We start from the raw sequence: 20,420 nt of genomic DNA, 5'->3' as shown, positions 1-20,420 counted from the left end.
GCGACGGGCGGCCGCGCCTTCAGTCGCGCGTGACGCGCAGCACCTCCTCCAGCGAGGTGATGCCGGCCTGCACCAGCCGCTCGCCGTCCTCGCGCATGGTCCGCATGCCGCCCTGCTCGGCGGCGACGAACAGCTGCGATTCGGCGGCGCGGCTGTGGATCAGCGCGCGGATGCGGTCGTCGGCGACCATCAGCTCGTAGACGCCGGTGCGTCCCTTGTAGCCGGTGTTGCCGCATTCCTTGCAGCCGACCGGGTGCCAGCGGCCGGACTCGTCCTGGCGCTTGCAGTGCGGGCACAGCTTGCGCACCAGGCGCTGCGCCAGCACGCCCAGCAGCGAGGAACTGAGCAGGAAGGGCTCGACGCCCATGTCGATCAGGCGGGTGACGGCGCTGGGCGCATCGTTGGTGTGCAGCGTGGCCAGCACCAGGTGGCCGGTCAGCGAGGCCTGGATCGCGATCTGCGCGGTCTCGAAGTCACGGATCTCGCCGATCATGATGACGTCCGGGTCCTGGCGCAGGATGGCCCGCAGGGCCTTGGCGAAGGTCAGGTCGATCTTCGCGTTGACCTGGGTCTGGCCGATGCCGGGCAGCTCGTACTCGACCGGGTCCTCCACCGTCAGCACGTTGGTGGTGGCGGTGTCCACGCGCCCCAGCGCGGCGTACAGCGTGGTGGTCTTGCCCGAGCCGGTGGGGCCGGTGACCAGCACGATGCCGTGCGGCTGCTGGATCAGCTGGCTGAACTTGACCAGCGTGTCGCCGCCCATGCCCAGGCTCTCCAGGGTGAAGCGCGACTCGCCCTTGTCGAGCAGGCGCAGCACCGCGCGCTCGCCGTGCGCCGAGGGCAGGGTCGAGACGCGCACGTCGATCGCGCGGCCGCCGATGCGCAACGAGATGCGGCCGTCCTGCGGCAGGCGCTTCTCCGCGATGTCGAGCTCGGCCATGATCTTCAGGCGCGAGATCAGCGCCGCGTGCAGCGCCTTGTTCGGCTGCACGATCTCGCGCAGCGTGCCGTCGACGCGGAAGCGCACCGAGGAGCTGCGCTCGTAGGGCTCGATGTGGATGTCCGAGGCGCCGTCCTTGGCCGCCTGCGTCAGCAGGGCGTTGAGCATGCGGATGATGGGCGCGTCGTTGGCGGCCTCGAGCAGGTCCTCGACCGCCGGCAGCTCCTGCATCATGCGCGACAGGTCCACGGCGCTCTCGACCTCGCCGACCACCGCCGCGGCGCTCGATTCGCCGCCGGCATAGGCCGCGGCGATGCGCTGGGTCAGCGTGGCCGAGGCTTCGCGCTCGAAGGCGTCGACGTCGAAGTGGCGCAGCACCTCGGAGACGGCCTGCGGCGAGACGTCCTCGTCGGCCCACAGCACCAGGCGTTCGCCGTCGTCCTCGAGCAGCAGGGTGTGCGCCTTCGCGAAGGCATAGGGCAGCGGATGGCGGGCTCCCATGGCGGTCTTCAGCGCTCGATCGGCGTGTTGGGTGTCAGCGGCGGCGGCGGCGCGGCGTCACCGGCGGGCTGCGGCGGCGTGGCACTGTCCGGCGCCTGCGGGATCGAGATCGGCGGCAGCAGCGGCGCCTCGTTGACCGGCACCAGCAGGCGCGGCGAGGGCTGCGTCTCGCGCTGCTGGGCGCGGATCAGGTCGTAGCGATCCAGCGACAGCCGGGTCGCGGCCTCCTGGTCGCGCATGATCACCGGGCGCAGGAACAGCATCAGGTTGCGCTTCTCGCGGGTGCGGGTCTCGCTGCGGAACAGGCCGCCCAGCACCGGCAGGTCGCCGAGCACCGGCACCTTCGAGCGCCCGTCCTCGTAGCTGTCCTGCATCAGGCCGCCCAGCACGATGATCTGGCCGTCGTCGACCACCACGGTCGACTCGATCGAGCGCTTGGTGGTCGCCGGGCCGGCATTGGTGGTGCCGGGCACGTTGGCCGCGATCACGTTGGACGATTCCTGGAAGATGGTCAGCCGCACCGTGCCGTTCTCGCCGATCTGCGGGCGGATGCGCAGCGTCAGGCCGACGTCCTTGCGCTCGATGGTCTGGAACGGGCTGGTCGTGCCGGTGCCGGTGTTGGTGTACTGGCCGGTGATGAACGGCACGTTCTCGCCGACGACGATCTTGGCCTCCTCGTTGTCCAGCGTGATCAGGTTCGGCGTGGACAGGATGTTGGCGCCGGTGTTGCTCTCCAGCGCGCGCGCCAGCAGGCCCAGCGTGTAGTAACGGCCGAACTTGCGCACCACGCCGAAGTTCAACCCGTTGCCGGGCAGCTCGGCGTTGGCCAGGCCCTCGGCGCCGCCCAGCAGCGAGCGGGTGGCGTTGAGGATGTTGCTGCCGCCGTCGCCCCAGTTGGTGCCGATGCCGCCGATGTACTCGTTGCCGGCGTTGCCGATCAGGCTCTGCCACTGGATGCCGAACTCGGCCGCCTTGTCGGCGTTGACCTCGACGATCATCGACTCGACGTAGACCTGCGCGCGGCGCGTGTCGAGCTGGTCGATCACGGCGCGCAGCTGCCGGTACAGCGGCTCGGGCGCGGTGATGATCAGCGAGTTGGTGGCCGGGTCGGCCTGGATGAAACCGCCGGTGGACGGCTGCGCCGCCCCGCTGACCGGCGCGGTGGCCTGCGGCGAGCTGCCGTCGCTGCTGCCGGTGAGCGTCGTCTGCGCGGCCGGCGTGGTGCTGGCCGGGGCGGCGACGCCCCCGCCGCCGCTGCCGCCGGCCTGGCCCTGCGGCGCGAAGGCGGCGCGCAGCACCTGGGCCAGCCGCACCGCGTCGGCGTTCTTCAGGTAGACGACGTGGATGTTGCTGCCGCCGGCGCCGCCCACGCCCGGGCGGTCGAGCTGCTGCACCAGCGAGCGGATCATGTTCATGCGCGCCGGGTTGGGCGCGCGCACGAGCAGCGAGTTGGTGCGCGGGTCGGCCAGGATGGTGCCGCCGCTGCCGCCGCCGGCCGCCGCCGCCGCGGCCGGCTGGGCGCCACCTGCCGGGGCGCCGGGTGCGCCGGGGGCGCCCTGCAGGTCGCTCAGGCGCTGCACCATCACCGCGAGGTCGCTGGCCACCGCGTGCTGCAGCGGGATCACCTCGATGTCGGTGCTGTTGGGCAGGTCCAGCGCGGCGATGATCTTCGCCAGCCGGCGCAGGTTGTCGGCGTAGTCGGTGATGACCAGCGAGTTGGTGCCGGGCGTGACGTTGATCGTGTTGTTCGGGCTGATCAGCGGCCGCAGCACGGTGACCAGGTTGTTGGCGTTCTCGTGGTTGAGCCGGAAGATCTGCGTGACGATCTGGTCGCCGCGCACCTGCGGCATCGGGCCGGCCGAGACCGAGCCGGTCTGCAGCTTGGCGTCCGCCTCGGGCACGATCTTGTACAGCCCCTCGACCTGCACCACCGTGAAGCCCAGCCCGCGCAGCGCGGCCAGGAAGCTCAGGTAGGCGTCGCTGCGGCTCATCGGCTGTTCGCTGTACAGCGTCATCGTGCCCTTGACGCGCGGGTCGACGACGAACTGGCGCTTCAGGATCACGCCCATCGCGCGGGCCACGCCCTCGATCTCGGCATTGACGAAGTTCAGCGTCACCTGGCTCGTGGAGGCGTCGGCGCGCGCGGCCGCGGCAGCCGCCGGCTGCGCCAGCGCGCCGGGCAGGGGGAAGGCCGCCAGTGCGGCAGCGACCGCCGAGCAGGTCAGCCGGGTCGCAAGGCGGACGGGCCAGTTCAACTTCATGCTTATCCGATCGAAATGATCGAGCGCTCGCCCTGGCGGCGCCCGATGATGTTCAACAGGTTGTTCAGGGCTTCCTCGTTGCCCTCGCTGGCGCGCGCCTCGCCGCGGAAGCGCATGCCGGTGGGACCCCAGATGCCTTCACCGCTCAGCTGCAGCGCGCCTTCGGTGGTGCTCAGGGCCGTCTGCACCAGGCCTTCCGGGTTGCTGAACAGGCTGAGCCGGTAACTGCCGAGCTGCTCCACCGTCGTCAGCGGCGACGAGGCGTTCAGCACGTCGATGTCGGCGCGGCCCTGCACCTGCCAGCGGCCGGCCACCTGCTGGAAGCTGATGCCGGGCGAGCTGAGCCGGATCGCGCCCCCCAACTGTAAGGTGTTCCACGGCGTGCCCAGCCCGCCCAGCAGGCCGCTGGGCCATTGCGCGACCCAGTCGGGGCGGGGCAGGAGGGTGATCTCGGTGCGGCCCAGGCCCGGACGCACCTGCAGCGAGGCGGTGCCGTTGATGCAGCAGTCCTGGCGCAGGTCCAGCTGCAGGGCCGTGCCGGCCAGGCGCAGCGTCCAGGAGAGGCGCCCGGGCAGCGTCGCCGCATCGCGGCTGCCGGGGCCGCCGGTCAGCACCAGCACTGCGTTGCCGGACCACACCGTGCCGTCGGCCTGCGCCAGCAACACGCGGTGGTCGGTGGCGCGTGCCACGGCGCTGGCCAGCCAGGTGGCGGGCGCGAACGCGACCAGGGCCGCCAGCGCGCCGACGATGCCGCCGGCGATGCCCCAGCGGCGCGCGGCCAGCTGGCGCCGCGTCATCACGGTGGGGCGGGTGGCGTCCAGCCGCGAGGGGCTGAACTGCGAGGTGCCGAAGCGGGACACGCCGAAGCGCGACGGCGGCACGCGCCGGCGGCGCCGGCCGGCCAGGGCGGGCAGGCGCAGCTTCATGAGCCACCTCCGGGCAGCGCCAGCACCACGGTGCCGTTGTAGCCGTCGCCGCTGCGCACCAGCTGGGCCTGCACGACGCGTGCGCGCCCGGCGCTGCGGGCTTCGCCCAGCCAGCCGAGCACCGCCTCGGCGGGCGCCGACTGCAGCGTCAGCGTGGCCTGGTCGGCCTGCACGTTCAGGCGGCCGGCGGGGCCCAGGCGCTCGGTGGCGGCCTGCAGCGCGCGCACCGCCTGGCCCTGGTTGATGGTCGGCGCGCTCTTGAGTTGCTGCGACTCGGCGGCCAGCCCGCGCATCACGCGCAGTTCCTCGTCGAGCTGGGCGATGCGCGGCGGCGCCTCGCGCAGCGTGCGCAGCGCCGGCTGCAGCCCGACCCACCACACCAGCGCGACCACGAGCAGCAGCCCGGCAGCGAGCACCAGCCGGCGTTCGCGCGCGCCGAGCGCCGCCCAGCGGGCGGCCGCCTGTGCCTTGACCTGGTCCAGCTTCATGCACCGGCTCCCTGTGCGGCCCGCCGCAGCGTCACGCGGCTGCCGTCGCGCTCGACCTGCCAGCCCGAGGGCTGCAGGCTGGCGCGGAACTGTTCGATCTCGTCCTCGCCCCACCCGGCGACCGACAGCGTGAGCTGTCCGGGTTCGAATTGCAATCCCTCGAGCACGCGGTGGCCCGGCCAGGCGCTGGCCGCGGCCTGCAGCATGATCTCCAGGTCGGCGTCGCCGGCCTTGCCGGCCTGCAGGCGCAGTTGCTCGACCTCGCGCCGCATCTGCAGCGGCGCGTCGAGCACCGCGCGCACGTGGGGGAAGGCGTCCTGCAGCAGGCGCACCTGTTCCTGCCGGCGCTGCCGCACCTCGTCGCGCTGGTGCCAGGCCCAGGCGTTGAGGCCGACCAGGTGCACGGCCGCCAGCGCCACCAGGCCCCAGCGCGCCGGGCGCCAGGCCGGGGTGGCCAGCTGGCGCCAGACGTCGCGCAGCGCCCGCACGCCGCGGTGCTTGAGGGCGAGGTCGAACTGGCGCAGGTTCCAGCCGGACTGCGCGGCCTGCAGCGCCAGCTGGGCGGCGGGGCAGACCTCCACCGGCTGGCCCAGCCACTGTTCGGCGGCCTCGACGGCGGCCGGCTCGGCGGTCCATTCGACCACCTCGTGCTGCGGCAGCCAGCTGCGCACCAGGGTGCCGCCGGGGCGCACCACCAGCACGCCGTCCGGGCGCGCCCACAGCAGGCGCAGGTTGCGTCCCGGTTCGGCGTCCAGGTCGATGTCGAAATGCCCGCGCGGCGGATCGACCGGCTCGGCCTGCGGCACGAGGCGGTCGACGATCACCCGTGCGGATTCCAGCGTCGCGAGCTGGGTGCGCAGCCAGGCGCGGTGCATCGCCGCCACCCAGACCTCCTGGCCTGCCTGCGCGCCGGGGGCGAGCGCGAAATGCGCGTCGGCCGGGTCTTCCAGCAGCGCGTCCTCGAGCAGGCCGGCCAGCGCGGCGCGCAGCCGGGCCGCCGGGGCCTTGGGCAGGGTGATGCGGTGCCAGCCGATGTCGACCGCCGGGACGACCCCGACCACGGTGTCCGCCTTGGGCAGCAGCGGTGGGGCGCAACGGCCCTGGCTGTGCACGGTGTGGCCGTCCTTGCTGAGGACGTAGTCGAACTCCGCCGGCGCACGCGGCGGCTCGCCTCCCTGCGGACCGGAGCGCGGGCCCAGGTGAGGACGGGGCGCGAATGGGATGACGAGTACGCTCATGCGGCCTGGGAATAACGATGGCGGATTGTATGTAGCGGCAGGCGTGACTTGTGCGCGAATGTCTCGGCGCCCGTCGCCGGGGAGCGCGGGCGCCTCAAGGCGTGAACCCCGCGCCGACGGTGAAGCTGCTGCGTTCGCGCCGCAGCGTCAGCACGATGCGCCCGCGGCGCTCGACCAGCGAGCGCTCCTCGACCACCCGCTGCTCGATGCGCATGCGCCCGCGCACTTCGAAGAAATTGGTTGCAACACTGACACGGCTGTCATCCGGCACCACCCCTTGCGGCAGATGGGCATTGACGTCGGACAGGCGCCGGAACGGGCTGCGCTGGCGGATCTGGATCAGCCGGTCGGCCGAACCGATGTCCAGGCCTTCCATGACGGCCGCGATGACCTCGCGCGGGGCGGTGTTCAGGTTGACCGGGGTGCGGCGCGGCAGCAGCACGACGTACGGCGCCAGCTTGGCGGCGGCCTCGTCGTCGATGCCCAGCCAGCGCAACTCGTCCACCGTGGGGGGCAGCAGCGGGATGTCCGCGCCTTCGCCGGCGGCGCTGGCGGCACGCCCGGGCAGGGCCAGCCGCAGGGCGCCGGTCAGGACGGTCGCCACGCTCGGGTCGACGTTGACGTACTCGCACAGCCGCTGCAGCGCGGCCACGTCGGGCACCGACAGCTCGCCGGCCTCGGTGACCAGGTTGGCGAGGTTGAAGCGCGCCTGGGCGTCGGTGATGCGCCCGGTCAGGAAGGCCTCGGGCGCGTCCTCGACCTGGCTCTCGTTGGCGGCCAGGAAGGTGGACAGGCGTGCTTCGGCCAGCGGCGTGGCCCAGGGCTCGGAGAGGTGGTCGGCGCCGCCGGCGCGCGCGTCCTCGGCGAGGATCAGCCGTGCCCAGTCGAGCGCGCCGCTCAGGATCCAGGCCGACTGCGCCCGGGTGCGCTCGGCGATCTCGATCTGCACCGAGCGCCACTGGCGCCAGTACATCGCGCTGGCCAGCGTCGCCACCAGGGTGACGATGATCATCGCGGTCAGCAGCGCCGCGCCGCGCTGGCGGCGCCGGCGGCTGCAGGGGGCGGGGCGGGCGGTCGCGCGCATGGTCACTCCGAGCGGGTGCGCAGCACCAGGTCGCGGGTGTAGGTGCCGTTCAGGCCCGAGCCCGGCGCCATGGTCAGCACGATGCGGATGCCTTCGGGCAGGCGCACCTTGGAGCCGGCGCTGCGGGGGCCCGGCCGCGGGCCGGCGGCCTCCTGGACGTCGCCGGTCGACTGCGGGTTGCTCCAGGCGTTGTTGCGCCAGTAGTAGACCTGCCACTCCTGCACGCCGGGCAGGGCGCGCACCGTGCCGACCTCGTTGCCGAGCAGCTGGTACGAGCGCAGCCACAGCTCCAGCAGGTCGCCCTGGCGCACCACCGGCTGCGAGGCCCAGCGCTGCCAGGTGCCGTCGCGCAGGCTCCACACCACCAGCTGCACGCCGGCGTCGGTGCGCCGCGTCAGGCGCAGCGAGGCGCCGTCGAAGGCGGGCATCTCGGCGATCAGGCCGGTGTCGTGCAGCGTGGACAGGTCCGCGTCCCACTGCGCCAGCACCGTGTTGAGCCGCAGCACGGCGTCCAGGCGCTCCTCGCTGACCGCCTTGCTGCGCACGATGGCGTCGATGCCCTGCCAGGCCATGCCGGCCAGCACCGCGAGGATGGTGATGGTCACCAGCACCTCGATCAGCGTGAAGCCGCGGGACAGGCGTCGCGCACCCATGGTCAGCGCCTCGGCACGACGGTCGACAGCACCAGCAGCGGCTCACCGGCCTCGGTGGCGATGCGTGCGTCGACGCGGCGGAAGTTCGGATTGGGCGTGGGCCGCACCACCAGCTGCCCGGCGTAGTAGCGGCCGCCCTGCTCGCAATCGAAGGTGGCGTCGCCGACGGCGGGGAACTGCCTGGACAGCACCAGGGCGCTCAGCTGGTTCTCGGCGCACCACTGCGCGGCCATCATGTCCGACAGCCGCTCGGCGTTGCGGGTCAGCGCGCCGCCGGCCTTCACGCCCGCGGCCAGCGCGATGCCGACGATGCTGAGCGCGACCAGCACCTCGATCAGCGTGAAGCCGCCCGCCGGCGGCAGGCGGCGGCTAGGGCGCACGGGGCACCTCGCTGGTGATGGCAAAGGGCAGCAGGCCGTCGGTGGCCAGCGTGACGCGGCGGTCGTCCAGCGCGAGCGTCAGGCGCTGCGCGCCGATGATCGGGTCGGGTCCCAGCACCAGCACCGGCGCGCCGACGATGTCGGCGCGCACGCCGGGGTTGAGCCAGGTGTCGGGCAGCTCGATGCCCTCGGGCAGGCCGATGAAGCGGAAGTGCGGCCCGGAGCTGCCGTCCTGCACGCGCACCGGCTGCCACAGCACGCGCAGGCCGGCGGCGCGGGCCTCGGCGCGGGCGCTTTCCAGCAGCGCGGCCAGGCGCTCGGCCTCGCGCTCCAGCTGGGTGGCGGCCGGGTCGCGGATGGCCAGGGTCACGGTGCCCACCGTGATGGCGAGCAAGGCCAGCACCACCAGCAGCTCCAGCAGCGTGAAGCCGCGGCGGCCCCGGCCGGAACGCAGCTTATTGCCAGGAGCCGATGTCGGCGTTGTTGCCTTCACCACCGGTCTGCCCGTCGGCGCCGAAGCTGAACACGTCCACCTCCCCCTTCACGCCGGGGTTGAGGTACTGGTAGGGCCGGCCCCAGGGGTCGTTCGGCAGCTTGTCGAGGTAGGGTTTCCAGTTGGGCGGGATGGGACCGGTGGTCGGCTTGGTGACCAGCGCCTGCAGGCCCTGCTCGGCGGTCGGGTAGCGCTGGTTGTCGAGCTTGTACAGCTTGAGCGCCTGCATCAGGTTGTTCACGTCGGTGCGCGCGGCGGTCACGCGCGCGTCGTCGGCGCGGTCCAGCACGTTGGGGACGATCAGCGCGCCCAGGATGCCGATGATGACCAGCACCACCATCAGCTCGATCAGGGTGAAACCGCGCGCAAGCAGCGAGGCAGCCGGACGGGAGCGGGAGGACAGGCGGGTCATGATGGTTCGTGGTGCAAGTGGGATCATGGACGGAGGCCCTGGAGGCCGGGCGCCGGCGCCGCGGGAACGGCCGCGAGGACGGACCCGACGAAGCGACCTTGAATCATAATCGCCCGATGGTTTCGCGACTGCTTGCATTCGTGCTGTGGGCCCTGGCCGCCGCCAGCGCGGTCTACTGGGGGCTGCGCCTGACGGCTTCGCCCCTGGCCGTGCCGTCCCAGGCGATGCCGGTGGTCGCCCAGGTGGGCAGCCCGGGGGCCGTCGTGCGCATGCTGGGCGGCGGGCGCTCGCCGACCGATCCGGCCCAGAGCGCACCGCCGCCGGAAAGTTCCCGCTTCCGCCTGCTCGGCGTGATGGCGCCGCCCGAAGGCCGCTCCGGCCCGGGGGTGGCCCTGCTGTCCATCGACGGCAAGCCGCCGCGCGCCTATGCGCTGGGCAGCGTGGTCGAGGGCGAGCTGACCCTGCAGGCGCTCGGCCAGCGCAGCGCGACCTTCGGCCGCGGCTCGGGCGGGGCGGCGTTCACGCTGGAGCTGCCGCCGCTGCCACCGCCGCAGACCGGCGCGCCGCAGGCGCTTCCTCCCGACCAGGGCATCGTGCCGGTGGCGCCGGCGCCGCGCCCGGACGGGGGTGACCCGGCGATCCGCCAGTAGCGCGCGACGAACGGAGGACGGCGGTGGCTGCGGCTGCATCTTTCCTCCCCGACGTCCCGGACGGCCGGCGCGCCCGGCTGCTCGCCGAGCTGCAGCGCTTCCCGCCGTTTTCCCAGATGCCCGTCGAGGCCCTGGTGCCCCTGCTCGAGGGGGCGACGCAGCGCCGCTACGCGGCCGGCCAGGTCGTGGTCGCCCCGGACGACGGCCCGGTGCGCCACCTCTGGTACGTGCGGCGCGGCGCGATCAGCGGGCAGCAGGGGCTGGCGACCATGGCGCCGGCCGGCTTCCAGTACGAGGCGGGCGACCTGTTCCCGGTCGGTGCCGTCACCGGCGAGCGGGCCGTCACGGCCACCTACCGCGCCACGCAGGACACCGCCTGCCTGCTGATCCCTGCGGCGCTGGTGCACGAGCTGGCGCGCGAGCACCCGCCGTTCGCCGACTTCCTGAACCGGCGCATGCTGCAGTTCGTCGAGCTGTCGCGCCGCGCGGTGCAGGTGGCGTATTCCTCGCGCACGCTGGCCGAGCAGTCGCTGCAGGCACGGCTGGGGTCGCTGACCCGCGCGCAGCCGTTCAGCTGCGGCCCGGACACGCCGTTGTCCGAGGCGCTGGCCACGATGCACGCGCACCGCATCGGCTCGATGGTCGTGACCGGCCCGGACGGTGCCGTGCAGGGCATCCTGACGCGGCACGACGTGCTGGGCCGGGTGACGCTGCCCGGCCTGCCGCTGGCCACCCCGATCGGCGCGGTGATGACGGCGCCGGTGCACCAGCTGACCGTCGAGCACACCGCGCAGGACGCCGCGGTGCTGATGTCGCGGCACGGCATCCGCCACGTGCCCGTCACCGACGGCGGGCGGCTGGTCGGCGTGGTCAGCGAGCGCGACCTGTTCTCGATGCAGCGCCTGTCGCTCAAGCATGTCGGCAACGCGATCCGCGCGGCCAACGACGTCGCGACGCTGTCGCTGGTCGCACAGGACATCCGCCGCTTCGCCGGCAACCTGCTCGGCCAGGGGCTGGGCGCGCGCCAGATCACCGAGGTCATCAGCCACCTCAACGACGTGCTGACCGCGCGCGTGGTCGAGCTGGTCGCCGCCCGCCGGCAGCTGGACCTCGGCCGCGCCTGCTGGATCGCGCTCGGCTCCGAGGGGCGCGGCGAGCAGACCATCGCGACCGACCAGGACAACGGCCTGGTGCTGGCCGAAGAGGCCGCTGGCGAGCGTGCCGCCTGGCTCGCCTTCGCGCAGGAGGTCAACCACGCGCTGGCCGACTGCGGCTTCCCGCTGTGCAAGGGCGGGGTGATGGCGATGAACCCCTCGTGGTGCCTGACCACGCAGGAGTGGTGCGAGCGCTTCGCGCGCTGGATCGAGCACGGCGCGCCGCAGGACCTGCTCAACGCCGCGATCTTCTTCGACTTCCGGCCGCTGGCCGGCGACGCGCAGCTGGTGGAGCCGATGCGCGCGTTCGTCACGCGCCGCGCGCAGGCCGTGCCGCGCTTCCTGCGCCAGATGGCCGAGGTCGCGCTGCAGCACCGCCCACCGCTCAACTGGCTGGGCGGCATCGAGACCACCAACGAGGGCGGGCGCGAGGTGGTGGACCTGAAGCTGCAGGGGGTGTCGCTGTTCGTCGAGGCCGCGCGCATCTACGCGCTGGCCCACGGCATCGAGGCCACCTCGACGCGCGCGCGCCTGCAGGGCTATGCGGCCGCCGTCGGCGTCGGCGAGGCGGAAAGCGACGGGTGGGTCGAGGGCTTCGACTTCCTGCAGTACCTGCGGCTGCGTGCCCAGATCGGGCCGGACCGCCAGGCGCTGGGGCCCAACCAGATCGAAGTGCGGTCGCTCAGCGACATCGACCGCCGCATCCTCAAGGAAGCCTTCCGCATGGCGCGGCGGCTGCAGCAGCGGCTCGAGCTGGACTACCTGCGCTGAGGCAGCTCACAGCCCGCCGGGCAGCGACGGGCCCGGTTCCTCCCCCTCGGCCACTTCGGTCAGCAGCGCGCCGGCCGCGTGCACCAGCGGCCAGGCCAGCGCCGCGCCCGTGCCGTCCTGGCTTTCCAGCCCCAGCTCGAGCAACGGGCCGGCCTTGAAGTGCTGCAGCGCCAGGCTCAGGCCCGGGCGGCCGTGGCTGCGCGCGAAGATGCAGTAATCGGTGACCGGCGCTGCGATGCGCGAGGCCACCATCAGCGCCGCGCAGGCGGGCAGCCCGTCGACGATGATCACGTGCCGCTTGCCGGCTGCCACCAGCATCGCGCCGGCCATCATCGCGATCTCGAAGCCGCCCAGCGCGGCCAGGGTCTCGACCGGGTCGCCGACCGGTTTGTGCCGGCCCAGGGCCCCTTCCAGCACCACCATCAGGTGCGCCAGCAGGTCCGGGTTCATCTGCGGGCCGCGCAGGATCAGCTCGCGCAGCGGCAGGCCGGCCAGTCGCGACAGCACCAGTGCCGCGCTTTCCTCGCTGCCTTCGCCCAGGCCCGCGCAGGCCAGCACGTTGCCGGGCAGCGTGTCGGCGATCTCCATGCCGGCACGGATCGCGGCCTGCGCCTGGTCCAGCGTCATCGCCATGTTCACGCGCGTGTTGCGCGTGCCGTGCGCGATCTTGCGCGCCAGCACCATCGGGTGGCGCGGCGTCGGGTCGGCCATGCCGGCATCGACCACGGTGAAGTGCAGGCCCTGGATGCGCGCGAACACCGCCAGCGGGGTGCGCACCGAGACGATGTTCTGCACCTGGGCGACGGTCGATTCGCCGGTGTGCGAGGTGATGCCGTCCACCGCCAGCCCGTGGTCGGCGGCGAACACCAGCAGCTGCGGGTCGTGCAGTTTGGGCTTGAGCGTGTTGCGGATCAGGCCGAGCCGCACCGCCAGGGGTTCCAGTTCGCCCAGGCTGCCGGCGCGTTCCTGGCGGCGGGCCAGCTTCTGCTTCAGGGCCTGTTCCAGCGGCGGGTGGAACGTGGGCGCGATCAACGAGCGGTTCAGCGACATGAAGCCTCGGGAAGGGGTGACGGTACCGGGGCGGACCGCCGGCGCATTGTTTCAGTGACGCGCCGGCGTTGCAATCGCGAGACGCCCTGCGATCAGGGGGCGCCGGATTCAGCGCAGAAACAATTGGTAAACCGGGTTGCCGGTCTCCTCGACGTACGGGTAGGCCAGCGTGTCCAGGAACTCGCGGAAGGCCTTCTTGTCGGACTTCGGCACCTGCAGCCCGACCAGGATGCGCCCGTAGTCGGCGCCCTGGTTGCGGTAGTGGAACAGGCTGATGTTCCACTCCGGGTGCATGCAGGACAGGAAGCGCATCAGCGCGCCGGGCCGCTCCGGGAACGTGAAGCGGAACAGCCGCTCGTCCTGCGCCAGCGTCGAGCGGCCGCCCACCATGTGGCGGATGTGCTCCTTGGCCAGCTCGTCGCGCGTGAGGTCCAGCGTCGGGAAGCCGTGCTTCTGGAACATCGCGGCGATCTTGCTCGACTCGCCGCGGTTCGACGTGGTCAGGCCGACGAACACGTGCGCGACCTTGTCGTCGGAGATGCGGTAGTTGAACTCGGTGACGCTGCGCTTGCCCAGCAGCGAGCACAGGCGCCGGAAGCTGCCGCGCTCCTCGGGGATGGTCACCGCGAACAGGGCCTCGCGCTCCTCGCCCACCTCGGCGCGCTCGGCGACGAAGCGCAGGCGGTCGAAGTTCATGTTGGCGCCGCAGGTCACCGCGACGAAGGTCTTGCCCTTGCAGCGGTGGCGCTCGACGTACTGCTTGATCGCCGCCACGCCCATCGCGCCGGAGGGCTCCAGGATGCTGCGCGTGTCCTGGAACACGTCCTTGATCGCCGCGCAGACCGCGTCGGTGTCGACCACCACGTAGTCGTCCACCAGCTCGCGCGCCAGCCGGAAGGTCTCCTCGCCGACCAGCTTCACGGCGGTGCCGTCGGCGAACAGGCCCACGTCGTGCAGCTGCACGCGGCGCTTGCTCTGCACCGAGCGCACCATCGCGTCCGAGTCGGTCATCTGCACCCCGATCACCTTGATCTCGGGGCGCACCGCCTTGACGTAGGCCGCCACGCCGGAGATCAGCCCGCCGCCGCCGATGGCGACGAAGATCGCGTCGATCGGGCCCTGGTGCTGGCGCAGGATCTCCATCGCGATCGTGCCCTGGCCGGCGATCACGTCCGGGTCGTCGAACGGGTGCACGAAGGTCAGGCCGTGCTTCTTCTCGAGCTCCAGCGCGTGCAGGTAGGCGTCGGAATAGCTGTCGCCGTGCAGCACGACCTCGCCGCCCAGCGAGCGCACCGCGTCGACCTTCACCTGCGGCGTGGTCTCGGGCATCACGATCACCGCCCGGCAGCCCATGCGCGAGGCGCTCAGCGCCACGCCCTGGGCGTGGTTGCCGGCCGAGGCGCAGATCACCCCGCGCTTGAGCTGCGCCGGCGACAGGTGCGCCATCTTGTTGTAGGCGCCGCGCAGCTTGAAGCTGAACACCGGCTGGTTGTCCTCGCGCTTGAGCCAGACCTCGTTGCCCAGCCGGCGCGTCAGGTCGCGCGCCAGCTCCAGCTCGGTCTCGATCGCCACGTCGTAGACCTTGGCCGTCAGGATCTTCTGGAGGTAGTCGGCCAGCTTGAGCTGGCGTTTCGGGGCGGGGGCGGAGGAGGGCTTACGTGCGGCGCGTGCCATGCTGGGGTTACTCCGTAGGGGGCCGCATCATAAGGCAGCGCCCCGCATCGGTGCGGGGCGGCAGGCGGCCGGAACCGGCGTGCCCCGGGCCGCAGGGCCGGGGTGGCCGGCCTGCCAGGCGGGGGCCCTGCGGACGAGGGCGCAACCGGTGTCGCGAAGGGCAGACATCAGAAGAAAAAAAGCCCAAGGCGGTGAGGCCCTGGGCTGAATCCACCAAAGGAGGAGGGTGGAGGAGACAAACGGTGCAATGCGAGGTGCAATTGCTTACAACTCAACATCGCATGGACGTCAGTTTAACGGCTTTCATGGTGCAGCGCAACAGGAAATGCACCGGACCTGCGTGCAGGCACGGCAGAAGCTCAGGGCACAATGTCACGCGGCGCACAAAAATGCGACATCCTCCACACCTGCGTACGAAGTGACCCCACCATGAAATGCACCGTGAACTGGATGCCGGCCTCCGGCATGGCCTTCTCCGCCGAGACCGGCAGCGGCCACCTGCTGATGATGGACGGCGCCCCTGACGGCGGCGGCCGCAACCTGGCGCCGCGGCCGATGGAAACCGTGCTGGCCGGCACCGGCGGCTGCACCGCCTACGACGTGGTCCTGATCCTCAAGCGCGGGCGCCACGACGTGCGCGGCTGCCAGGTGCAGGTCGAGGCCGAGCGCGCCGAGACCGACCCGAAGGTGTTCACGAAGATCCACATGCACTTCGTCATCACCGGCCGCGGCCTGCCCGAGGCCGCCGTGCAGCGCGCGATCCAGATGTCGCACGACAAGTACTGCTCGGCCAGCATCATGCTCGGCAAGACGGCCACGATCACCACCAGCTACGAGATCGTCGAGGGCTGAGCCCGCTGCCGGCCGGTGCCGCGGCGGGGCCTGGGCTCCCGGCTGCCTGCGCCCCGGCCCGTGGCCCGACGCCCCGGCGCCCGCCGCACCAGGATCGCCTGCGGCAGGCGGTGGGCGCGGCCTTGACGCCAGTCAGGTCAGATGTAGTGGGCGGTGGTGGTCATCACCTTGGCCGCCGCGCGCATCGCCAGCCGCACCGGCGCCGGCAGCTCGACCGCGCCGGCCCGCTGGGCCTGGTCGGCGTGCTTGACCTCGTCGACCTTCATCTGTTCCACGATGGCCCGCGACGCCTGGTCCTGGGCGGGCAGCCGGCCGAGGTGCCCTTCCAGGTGCTGCTCCACCTGGCGCTCGGTCTCGACGACGAAGCCCAGGCTGACCTTGTCGCCCCCGACCTTGCCGGCCACCATGCCGATGGCCAGCGCCCCGGCGTACCACAGCGGATTCAGCAGGCTGGTGCGCGAGCCCAGCTCGCGCAGGCGCTCCTCGGTCCACGCCAGGTGGTCCACCTCCTCCCGGGCCGCGGCCTCGAAGTGGGCCTTCAGCGCGGGATCGCGCGTGACCAGCGCCTGGCCCACGTACAGGGCCTGCGCGCAGACCTCGCCGACATGGTTGACGCGCATCAGCGAGGCGGCCAGGCGCCGCTCGGATTCGTCCAGCGGCGCGGCCTCGGACGGGGCCGCGGCCGGGCGCGGCGTCGGGCGGGCCGGATGATGGGCACCGAACAGGGTGCGCAGGGCGTTGTCGGCCGTTCCCAGCAGGGAATCGATCATGGACAGGGTCATGGTGTCGGGGACTGCAACAACTTCGAGTACCTCCGCATTGTGCCCCGCGGTGCGCTGTGTTAGGCGACCGAAGTCAACTGCCAGTGCGTTGCACGGGGACAACAGAAGCGTTGGTTTTTTGGGGCAAATGCTGGTCTGGGGGGGAGGGCTCTGGTGGAATAGCGAGCAACTTCCGATGAGGAGGTTGGCTTGAAGCGCGTCGCGCAAGAAAGGTGCGCTCGAGACCTCATGTTCAACCTAGGAGATAGTTGCAATGAAAAAATCTCTTCTCGCTCTCGCTGTGCTGGGTGCGTTCGCCGGCGCTGCATCTGCTCAGTCCAACGTGACCCTCTATGGCCGCGTGGACCTGAGCATCGCCCGCAACATCGGTACCGATCACTGGGTGATGCAGAACGGTTCCGGCAGCCGCCTGGGCGTGCGTGGTGCCGAAGATCTTGGCGGTGGCCTGAAGGCGATCTTCAACATCGAGCACCGCTTTGCTGCCGATGTCGGCGAAACCGGCAGCGGCAACAACGCTGGCACCGCGGCCTCGTTCTGGACGGGGCGCTCGCTGGTCGGTCTGGCCGGCGATTCTTGGGGCCAAGTGACCCTGGGTCGCGAATACTCACCCGCGTTCCTGTATGTCTCGCTGCTGGCCGATCCCTGGGGCTATGACACGGTCGCTGCCAACGCGAACCTGAGCGGTGCCCGCAACCTGCCGACCCGCAAGGACAACACCATCAACTACTCGTCGCCCGACATCAGCGGCTTCCGCGCCCACTTCCAGTGGGCCATGGACGAACAAACGGGCAACGACAGCAATGGTGACTGGGGGCTGGCGCTGACCTACTCGGCCGGCCCGCTGTGGGTCGGCTTCGGCTACGACCGCACCGACTCGCGTGCTGGTGGCTTCGAGAAGGGTGACTGGGCCATCCTGAGCGCCGCCTACGACTTCGGCTCGTTCAAGCTGATCGGTGCCCTGGCGCAAGGCGACCAGCCCGGTACCGGTGACAAGATCCGCGACTACCACATCGCCGCGACCGCGCCGATCGGCGGCGGCGAGCTGCGTGCCGCATTCAACAAGCTGGAGAACAAGGACGCCAGCGGCGACGCCGAGGACCTGTCCACCCGCTTCGCGCTGGGCTACCACTATCCGCTGTCCAAGCGCACCACGGTCTACGTCGACTTCGCTCGCGACGGCGAAGTGGACGACAACAAGTGGGGCGCCGACTTCGGCATCAAGCACAACTTCTGATCCGGCGCTTGCCTCGCGCAAGCTTCGAATCGCCTTTGTGCAAAGCCGCCCTCCGGGGCGGCTTTTTTCATTGGCGGGAACGCAGCAGGGCACTGCTGCGGACCGTGCAGTCACGGGCTCGCGACGGCACCTGGTCCGGCACCATCCGAGGGCTTACCCGCTTTGACGAATGGCGTGGGATTTGCTGAAGATTGGGGCTTCCAACGCTCAGGAACCTGCCATGGTGCATCGAAAGTCCTTCTTCGCTGGCGCCGCCGCGACCCTGATGGTCGCAGCCGCATGTGCGGTCGCGCTTCCCGTGCAGGCCCGGACCTTCAAATGGGCCAGTTCCAGCGACATCCCCTCGTGGGACGTCCATTCCCAGAACAACGCCCTGGCCAACGGCATCCACGCCGCGGTCTACGAGTCCCTGTTCTATTACGACCGGAAGTTCCAGGTCGAGCCGGTGCTGGCCACCGGCTACCAGCAGGTCAGTCCGACGCAGGTGCGCATCACGCTGCGCAAGGGCGTGAAGTTCCATGACGGTTCGGACTTCAACGCCGACGACGTGGTGTTCTCGCTCAACCGCGCGATGGACAAGGCGTCCAACTTCGGCGTCTACACCCAGGGCATCGACAAGGTCGTCAAGGTCGACGACTACACGGTGGACATCTTCACCCACGGCCCCAACCCGGTGCTGCTGCGCCAGCTGACCGAGCTGCGCATCATGGACAAGGAGTGGGCGGAGAAGCACCGCTCGGTCACGCCCAAGGACATGAAGTCCAAGGAGGAGAACCACGCCCACCGCCATGCCAACGGCACCGGGCCCTTCATGCTCAAGAGCTGGGACCAGGACGTGCGCATGGTGCTGGTGCGCAACCCCAACTGGTGGGGGAAGATGGAAGGCAACGTGACCGAGATCGTCTACACGCCGATCAAGTCCGAGGCCACGCGCACCGCGGCGCTGCTGTCGGGCGAGGTCGACATGGTGCTCGACCCGTCGCCGGCCGACATCCCGCGCCTGCGCACCAACCCGGCGCTGAAGGTGGTCGACGGGGTGGAGAACCGCACCATCTTCCTCGGCATGGACCAGTACCGTGACGAACTGCCGGGGTCCAACATCAAGGGACGGAACCCGTTGAAGGACGTGCGGGTGCGCCGTGCGCTCTACCAGGCGATCGACATCAACGCGATCCACAAGAACATCATGCGCGGCATGAGCCAGCCGACTGGCACGCTGATCGCGCCGCAGGTCAACGGCTGGACCCGGCGCGCCGACCAGCGCTATCCCTACGACCCCGCCGCGGCGCGGAAGCTGCTTGCCGAGGCCGGCTATCCGGACGGCTTCGAGGTCGACTTCGCCTGCCCGAACAACCGCTACATCAACGACGAGGCGATCTGCCAGGCCATCACCGCGATGTGGGCGCGCATCGGTGTCAAGGCCAAGCTGCGCACGCTGCCGCTGGTGACCTACTTCCCGATGATCCAGCGCTACGAGGCGAGCATCTACATGCTGGGCTGGGGTGTGCCGACCTTCGACGCCCTGTATTCGCTGCAGTCGCTGGTGCGGTCGGTGGGGGCGCAGGGCGACGGCAACTACAACGTCGGTCGCTACAGCAACCCGCAGATGGACGCCCTGGTCGAGCGCATCAAGAAGGAAGTCGACCAGAAGGTGCGCAACGAGCTGATCGAACAGGCGCTGCTGCTGTCGCACCAGGACGTGTCTCACCTGCCGCTGCACAACCAGGTGATCCCGTGGGCGATGAAGAAGAACATCGAGATGTACCACCGCGCCGACAACCGCATCGACATGCGGGCGGTGAAGGTGAACTGACGCGGCGGCCCGGTCCGCTCCCGGGGGCCCTGAGCCGACGGGGTGCCTGCGCCGGCGCCATTGACTTCCCCTCCTGCTGTCCATGCTCGTCTTCATCCTCCGCCGTCTGGCCCAGGCCGTGTTCGTGATGCTGACGGTGGCCTTCATCGCCTTCATGCTGTTCCAGTACGTCGGCGACCCGGTCACCAACATCCTCGGGCAGGACGCGACGCCGGAAGAACGCGCGCGCATGCGCTCGGACCTGGGCCTGGACCAGCCGTTCTTCGTGCAGTTCGCGCGCTTCGTCGGCAACGCGGTGCAGGGCGAGTTCGGGCTCAGCCTGCGCCAGGGCCGCAAGGTCTCGGCGCTGATCATCGAGCGCCTCCCGGCCACGCTGGAGCTGTCGCTGGTCGCGGCGGTGCTGGCGCTGGTGCTGGGCGTCCCGATGGGCGTCTACGCGGCGCTGCGGCGTGGCAGCTTCTTCTCGCACGTGCTGATGACGATCTCGCTGCTCGGGGTGTCGCTGCCCACCTTCCTGATCGGCATCCTGCTGATCCTGGTGTTCTCGGTGACGCTCGGCTGGCTGCCCAGCTTCGGTCGGGGCGAGACCGTGGCGCTGGGCCTGTGGACCACCGGCCTGCTGACGCTCGACGGATGGAAGCACCTGATCCTGCCCGCGGTGACGCTGGCGATCTTCCAGCTCACGCTCATCATGCGGCTGGTGCGCGCGGAGATGCTGGAGGTGCTGCGCACCGACTACATCAAGTTCGCGCGCGCCCGCGGCCTGACCGACCGCGCGGTGCACTTCGGGCACGCGCTGAAGAACACGCTGGTGCCGGTGATCACGATCACCGGCCTGCAGCTGGGATCGCTGATCGCGTTCGCCATCATCACCGAGACCGTGTTCCAGTGGCCCGGCATGGGGCTGCTGTTCATCCAGGCGGTGACCTTTGCCGACATCCCGGTGATGGCGGCCTACCTGTGCCTCATCGCCCTGATCTTCGTGCTCATCAACCTGGCGGTCGACCTGCTGTACTTCGCGGTCGACCCCCGATTGCGCATCAGTGGCGCAAGAGGACATTGAC

19 protein-coding genes are annotated in these 20,420 nt (G+C 71.0%); 6 read left to right on the top strand and 13 right to left on the bottom strand.

The window, feature by feature from the left end:
• Window positions 1-19: 19 nt before the first annotated feature.
• The 10 genes from gspE to gspG form a co-directional block, all read right to left on the bottom strand.
• Window positions 20-1,441 carry a type II secretion system ATPase GspE gene (gspE, locus tag IS481_RS15535; protein WP_104357005.1) on the bottom strand — a complete coding sequence of 474 codons (1,422 nt, stop codon included), beginning with the start codon at window positions 1,439-1,441 and terminating at the stop codon, window positions 20-22.
• An 8-nt stretch (window positions 1,442-1,449) separates the two neighbouring features.
• Entirely contained in the window at window positions 1,450-3,702 is a 2,253-nt protein-coding gene (gene gspD / locus IS481_RS15530) for a type II secretion system secretin GspD (RefSeq protein ID WP_104357004.1), read from the bottom strand.
• A 2-nt stretch (window positions 3,703-3,704) separates the two neighbouring features.
• Window positions 3,705-4,628, bottom strand: a complete 924-nt coding sequence (gene gspN, locus IS481_RS15525) for a type II secretion system protein N (RefSeq protein WP_232529322.1) — start codon at window positions 4,626-4,628, stop codon at window positions 3,705-3,707.
• Complete coding sequence (gene gspM / locus IS481_RS15520; RefSeq protein WP_104357003.1) at window positions 4,625-5,116, bottom strand: type II secretion system protein GspM; 492 nt, start codon at window positions 5,114-5,116, stop codon at window positions 4,625-4,627. Before gspM ends, gspN begins: the two co-directional genes overlap by 4 nt.
• Window positions 5,113-6,354, bottom strand: a complete 1,242-nt coding sequence (gene gspL / locus IS481_RS15515; protein ID WP_104357002.1) for a type II secretion system protein GspL — start codon at window positions 6,352-6,354, stop codon at window positions 5,113-5,115. The genes gspM and gspL overlap by 4 nt, the downstream gene beginning before the upstream one ends.
• A 94-nt stretch (window positions 6,355-6,448) precedes the next feature.
• Window positions 6,449-7,438, bottom strand: coding sequence for a type II secretion system minor pseudopilin GspK (gspK, locus tag IS481_RS15510; protein WP_104357001.1), 990 nt, complete (start codon window positions 7,436-7,438; stop codon window positions 6,449-6,451).
• 2 nt (window positions 7,439-7,440) lie between these two features.
• Complete coding sequence (locus IS481_RS15505) at window positions 7,441-8,091, bottom strand: PulJ/GspJ family protein (protein ID WP_104357000.1); 651 nt, start codon at window positions 8,089-8,091, stop codon at window positions 7,441-7,443.
• A gap of 2 nt (window positions 8,092-8,093) precedes the next feature.
• Entirely contained in the window at window positions 8,094-8,471 is a 378-nt protein-coding gene (gene gspI, locus IS481_RS15500; protein ID WP_232529321.1) for a type II secretion system minor pseudopilin GspI, read from the bottom strand.
• A complete protein-coding gene (locus tag IS481_RS15495) occupies window positions 8,461-8,964 on the bottom strand; it encodes a prepilin-type N-terminal cleavage/methylation domain-containing protein (protein ID WP_232529319.1) in 504 nt (167 codons plus the stop codon). Before IS481_RS15495 ends, gspI begins: the two co-directional genes overlap by 11 nt.
• Window positions 8,927-9,376: a type II secretion system major pseudopilin GspG gene (gspG, locus tag IS481_RS15490; protein WP_194963309.1), complete on the bottom strand. Its 450-nt coding sequence runs from the start codon at window positions 9,374-9,376 to the stop codon at window positions 8,927-8,929. The genes IS481_RS15495 and gspG overlap by 38 nt, the downstream gene beginning before the upstream one ends.
• A gap of 116 nt (window positions 9,377-9,492) precedes the next feature.
• On the opposite strand from gspG, the gene IS481_RS15485 reads away from it, so the two are divergent.
• Together IS481_RS15485 and IS481_RS15480 are read left to right on the top strand one after the other, a co-directional pair.
• A complete protein-coding gene (locus IS481_RS15485) occupies window positions 9,493-10,026 on the top strand; it encodes a general secretion pathway protein C (protein ID WP_104356998.1) in 534 nt (177 codons plus the stop codon).
• Between the two features lie 23 nt (window positions 10,027-10,049).
• Entirely contained in the window at window positions 10,050-11,951 is a 1,902-nt protein-coding gene (locus IS481_RS15480) for a DUF294 nucleotidyltransferase-like domain-containing protein (protein ID WP_232529317.1), read from the top strand.
• Between the two features lie 6 nt (window positions 11,952-11,957).
• Here the strand turns inward: IS481_RS15480 and IS481_RS15475 are convergent, their stop codons facing one another.
• Together IS481_RS15475 and ilvA are read right to left on the bottom strand one after the other, a co-directional pair.
• Window positions 11,958-13,001 carry a nicotinate-nucleotide--dimethylbenzimidazole phosphoribosyltransferase gene (locus IS481_RS15475; protein WP_104356997.1) on the bottom strand — a complete coding sequence of 348 codons (1,044 nt, stop codon included), beginning with the start codon at window positions 12,999-13,001 and terminating at the stop codon, window positions 11,958-11,960.
• A 108-nt stretch (window positions 13,002-13,109) separates the two neighbouring features.
• Window positions 13,110-14,675: a threonine ammonia-lyase, biosynthetic gene (gene ilvA, locus IS481_RS15470; RefSeq protein ID WP_104356996.1), complete on the bottom strand. Its 1,566-nt coding sequence runs from the start codon at window positions 14,673-14,675 to the stop codon at window positions 13,110-13,112.
• A 429-nt stretch (window positions 14,676-15,104) separates the two neighbouring features.
• Between ilvA and IS481_RS15465 the strand changes: the two genes are divergently transcribed.
• Entirely contained in the window at window positions 15,105-15,527 is a 423-nt protein-coding gene (locus IS481_RS15465; protein WP_104356995.1) for an OsmC family protein, read from the top strand.
• Window positions 15,528-15,664: 137 nt separating this feature from the next.
• Here IS481_RS15465 and coq7 read toward each other — a convergent pair whose 3' ends face one another.
• Window positions 15,665-16,297, bottom strand: a complete 633-nt coding sequence (gene coq7, locus IS481_RS15460) for a 2-polyprenyl-3-methyl-6-methoxy-1,4-benzoquinone monooxygenase (protein ID WP_194963308.1) — start codon at window positions 16,295-16,297, stop codon at window positions 15,665-15,667.
• A 265-nt stretch (window positions 16,298-16,562) separates the two neighbouring features.
• On the opposite strand from coq7, the gene IS481_RS15455 reads away from it, so the two are divergent.
• The 3 genes from IS481_RS15455 (at window position 16,563) to IS481_RS15445 (ending at window position 20,419) form a co-directional block, all read left to right on the top strand.
• Window positions 16,563-17,543 (top strand): porin, encoded by a 981-nt coding sequence (locus IS481_RS15455; protein ID WP_104356994.1) that lies wholly within the window; start codon window positions 16,563-16,565, stop codon window positions 17,541-17,543.
• Window positions 17,544-17,763: 220 nt separating this feature from the next.
• Entirely contained in the window at window positions 17,764-19,356 is a 1,593-nt protein-coding gene (locus tag IS481_RS15450) for an ABC transporter substrate-binding protein (RefSeq protein ID WP_104356993.1), read from the top strand.
• An 82-nt stretch (window positions 19,357-19,438) separates the two neighbouring features.
• Complete coding sequence (locus IS481_RS15445) at window positions 19,439-20,419, top strand: ABC transporter permease (RefSeq protein WP_104356992.1); 981 nt, start codon at window positions 19,439-19,441, stop codon at window positions 20,417-20,419.
• Window position 20,420: the final 1 nt, after the last annotated feature.

Origin of the sequence: Caldimonas thermodepolymerans (assembly GCF_015476235.1) — a bacterium.
GTDB classification, from domain to species: domain Bacteria; phylum Pseudomonadota; class Gammaproteobacteria; order Burkholderiales; family Burkholderiaceae_C; genus Caldimonas; species Caldimonas thermodepolymerans.
The sequence above is the reverse complement of the archived record's forward strand: the minus strand, read 5'-3'. Positions and strand labels throughout refer to the sequence as shown.

Excerpts from the sequence above, each read along its gene's own strand:
- IS481_RS15445 (WP_104356992.1), top strand. The coding sequence starts at position 19,439 with ATGCTCGTCTTCATCCTCCGCCGTCTGGCCCAGGCCGTGTTCGTGATG.
- ilvA (WP_104356996.1), bottom strand. The coding sequence starts at position 14,675 with ATGGCACGCGCCGCACGTAAGCCCTCCTCCGCCCCCGCCCCGAAACGC.
- coq7 (WP_194963308.1), bottom strand. The coding sequence starts at position 16,297 with ATGATCGATTCCCTGCTGGGAACGGCCGACAACGCCCTGCGCACCCTG.
- gspK (WP_104357001.1), bottom strand. The coding sequence starts at position 7,438 with ATGCGCGCGACCGCCCGCCCCGCCCCCTGCAGCCGCCGGCGCCGCCAG.
- IS481_RS15455 (WP_104356994.1), top strand. The coding sequence starts at position 16,563 with ATGAAAAAATCTCTTCTCGCTCTCGCTGTGCTGGGTGCGTTCGCCGGC.
- IS481_RS15465 (WP_104356995.1), top strand. The coding sequence starts at position 15,105 with ATGAAATGCACCGTGAACTGGATGCCGGCCTCCGGCATGGCCTTCTCC.
- gspM (WP_104357003.1), bottom strand. The coding sequence starts at position 5,116 with ATGAAGCTGGACCAGGTCAAGGCACAGGCGGCCGCCCGCTGGGCGGCG.
- IS481_RS15485 (WP_104356998.1), top strand. The coding sequence starts at position 9,493 with ATGGTTTCGCGACTGCTTGCATTCGTGCTGTGGGCCCTGGCCGCCGCC.
- IS481_RS15505 (WP_104357000.1), bottom strand. The coding sequence starts at position 8,091 with ATGGGTGCGCGACGCCTGTCCCGCGGCTTCACGCTGATCGAGGTGCTG.
- gspD (WP_104357004.1), bottom strand. The coding sequence starts at position 3,702 with ATGAAGTTGAACTGGCCCGTCCGCCTTGCGACCCGGCTGACCTGCTCG.
- gspL (WP_104357002.1), bottom strand. The coding sequence starts at position 6,354 with ATGAGCGTACTCGTCATCCCATTCGCGCCCCGTCCTCACCTGGGCCCG.
- IS481_RS15450 (WP_104356993.1), top strand. The coding sequence starts at position 17,764 with ATGGTGCATCGAAAGTCCTTCTTCGCTGGCGCCGCCGCGACCCTGATG.
- gspG (WP_194963309.1), bottom strand. The coding sequence starts at position 9,376 with ATGACCCGCCTGTCCTCCCGCTCCCGTCCGGCTGCCTCGCTGCTTGCG.
- gspN (WP_232529322.1), bottom strand. The coding sequence starts at position 4,628 with ATGAAGCTGCGCCTGCCCGCCCTGGCCGGCCGGCGCCGCCGGCGCGTG.
- IS481_RS15475 (WP_104356997.1), bottom strand. The coding sequence starts at position 13,001 with ATGTCGCTGAACCGCTCGTTGATCGCGCCCACGTTCCACCCGCCGCTG.
- gspE (WP_104357005.1), bottom strand. The coding sequence starts at position 1,441 with ATGGGAGCCCGCCATCCGCTGCCCTATGCCTTCGCGAAGGCGCACACC.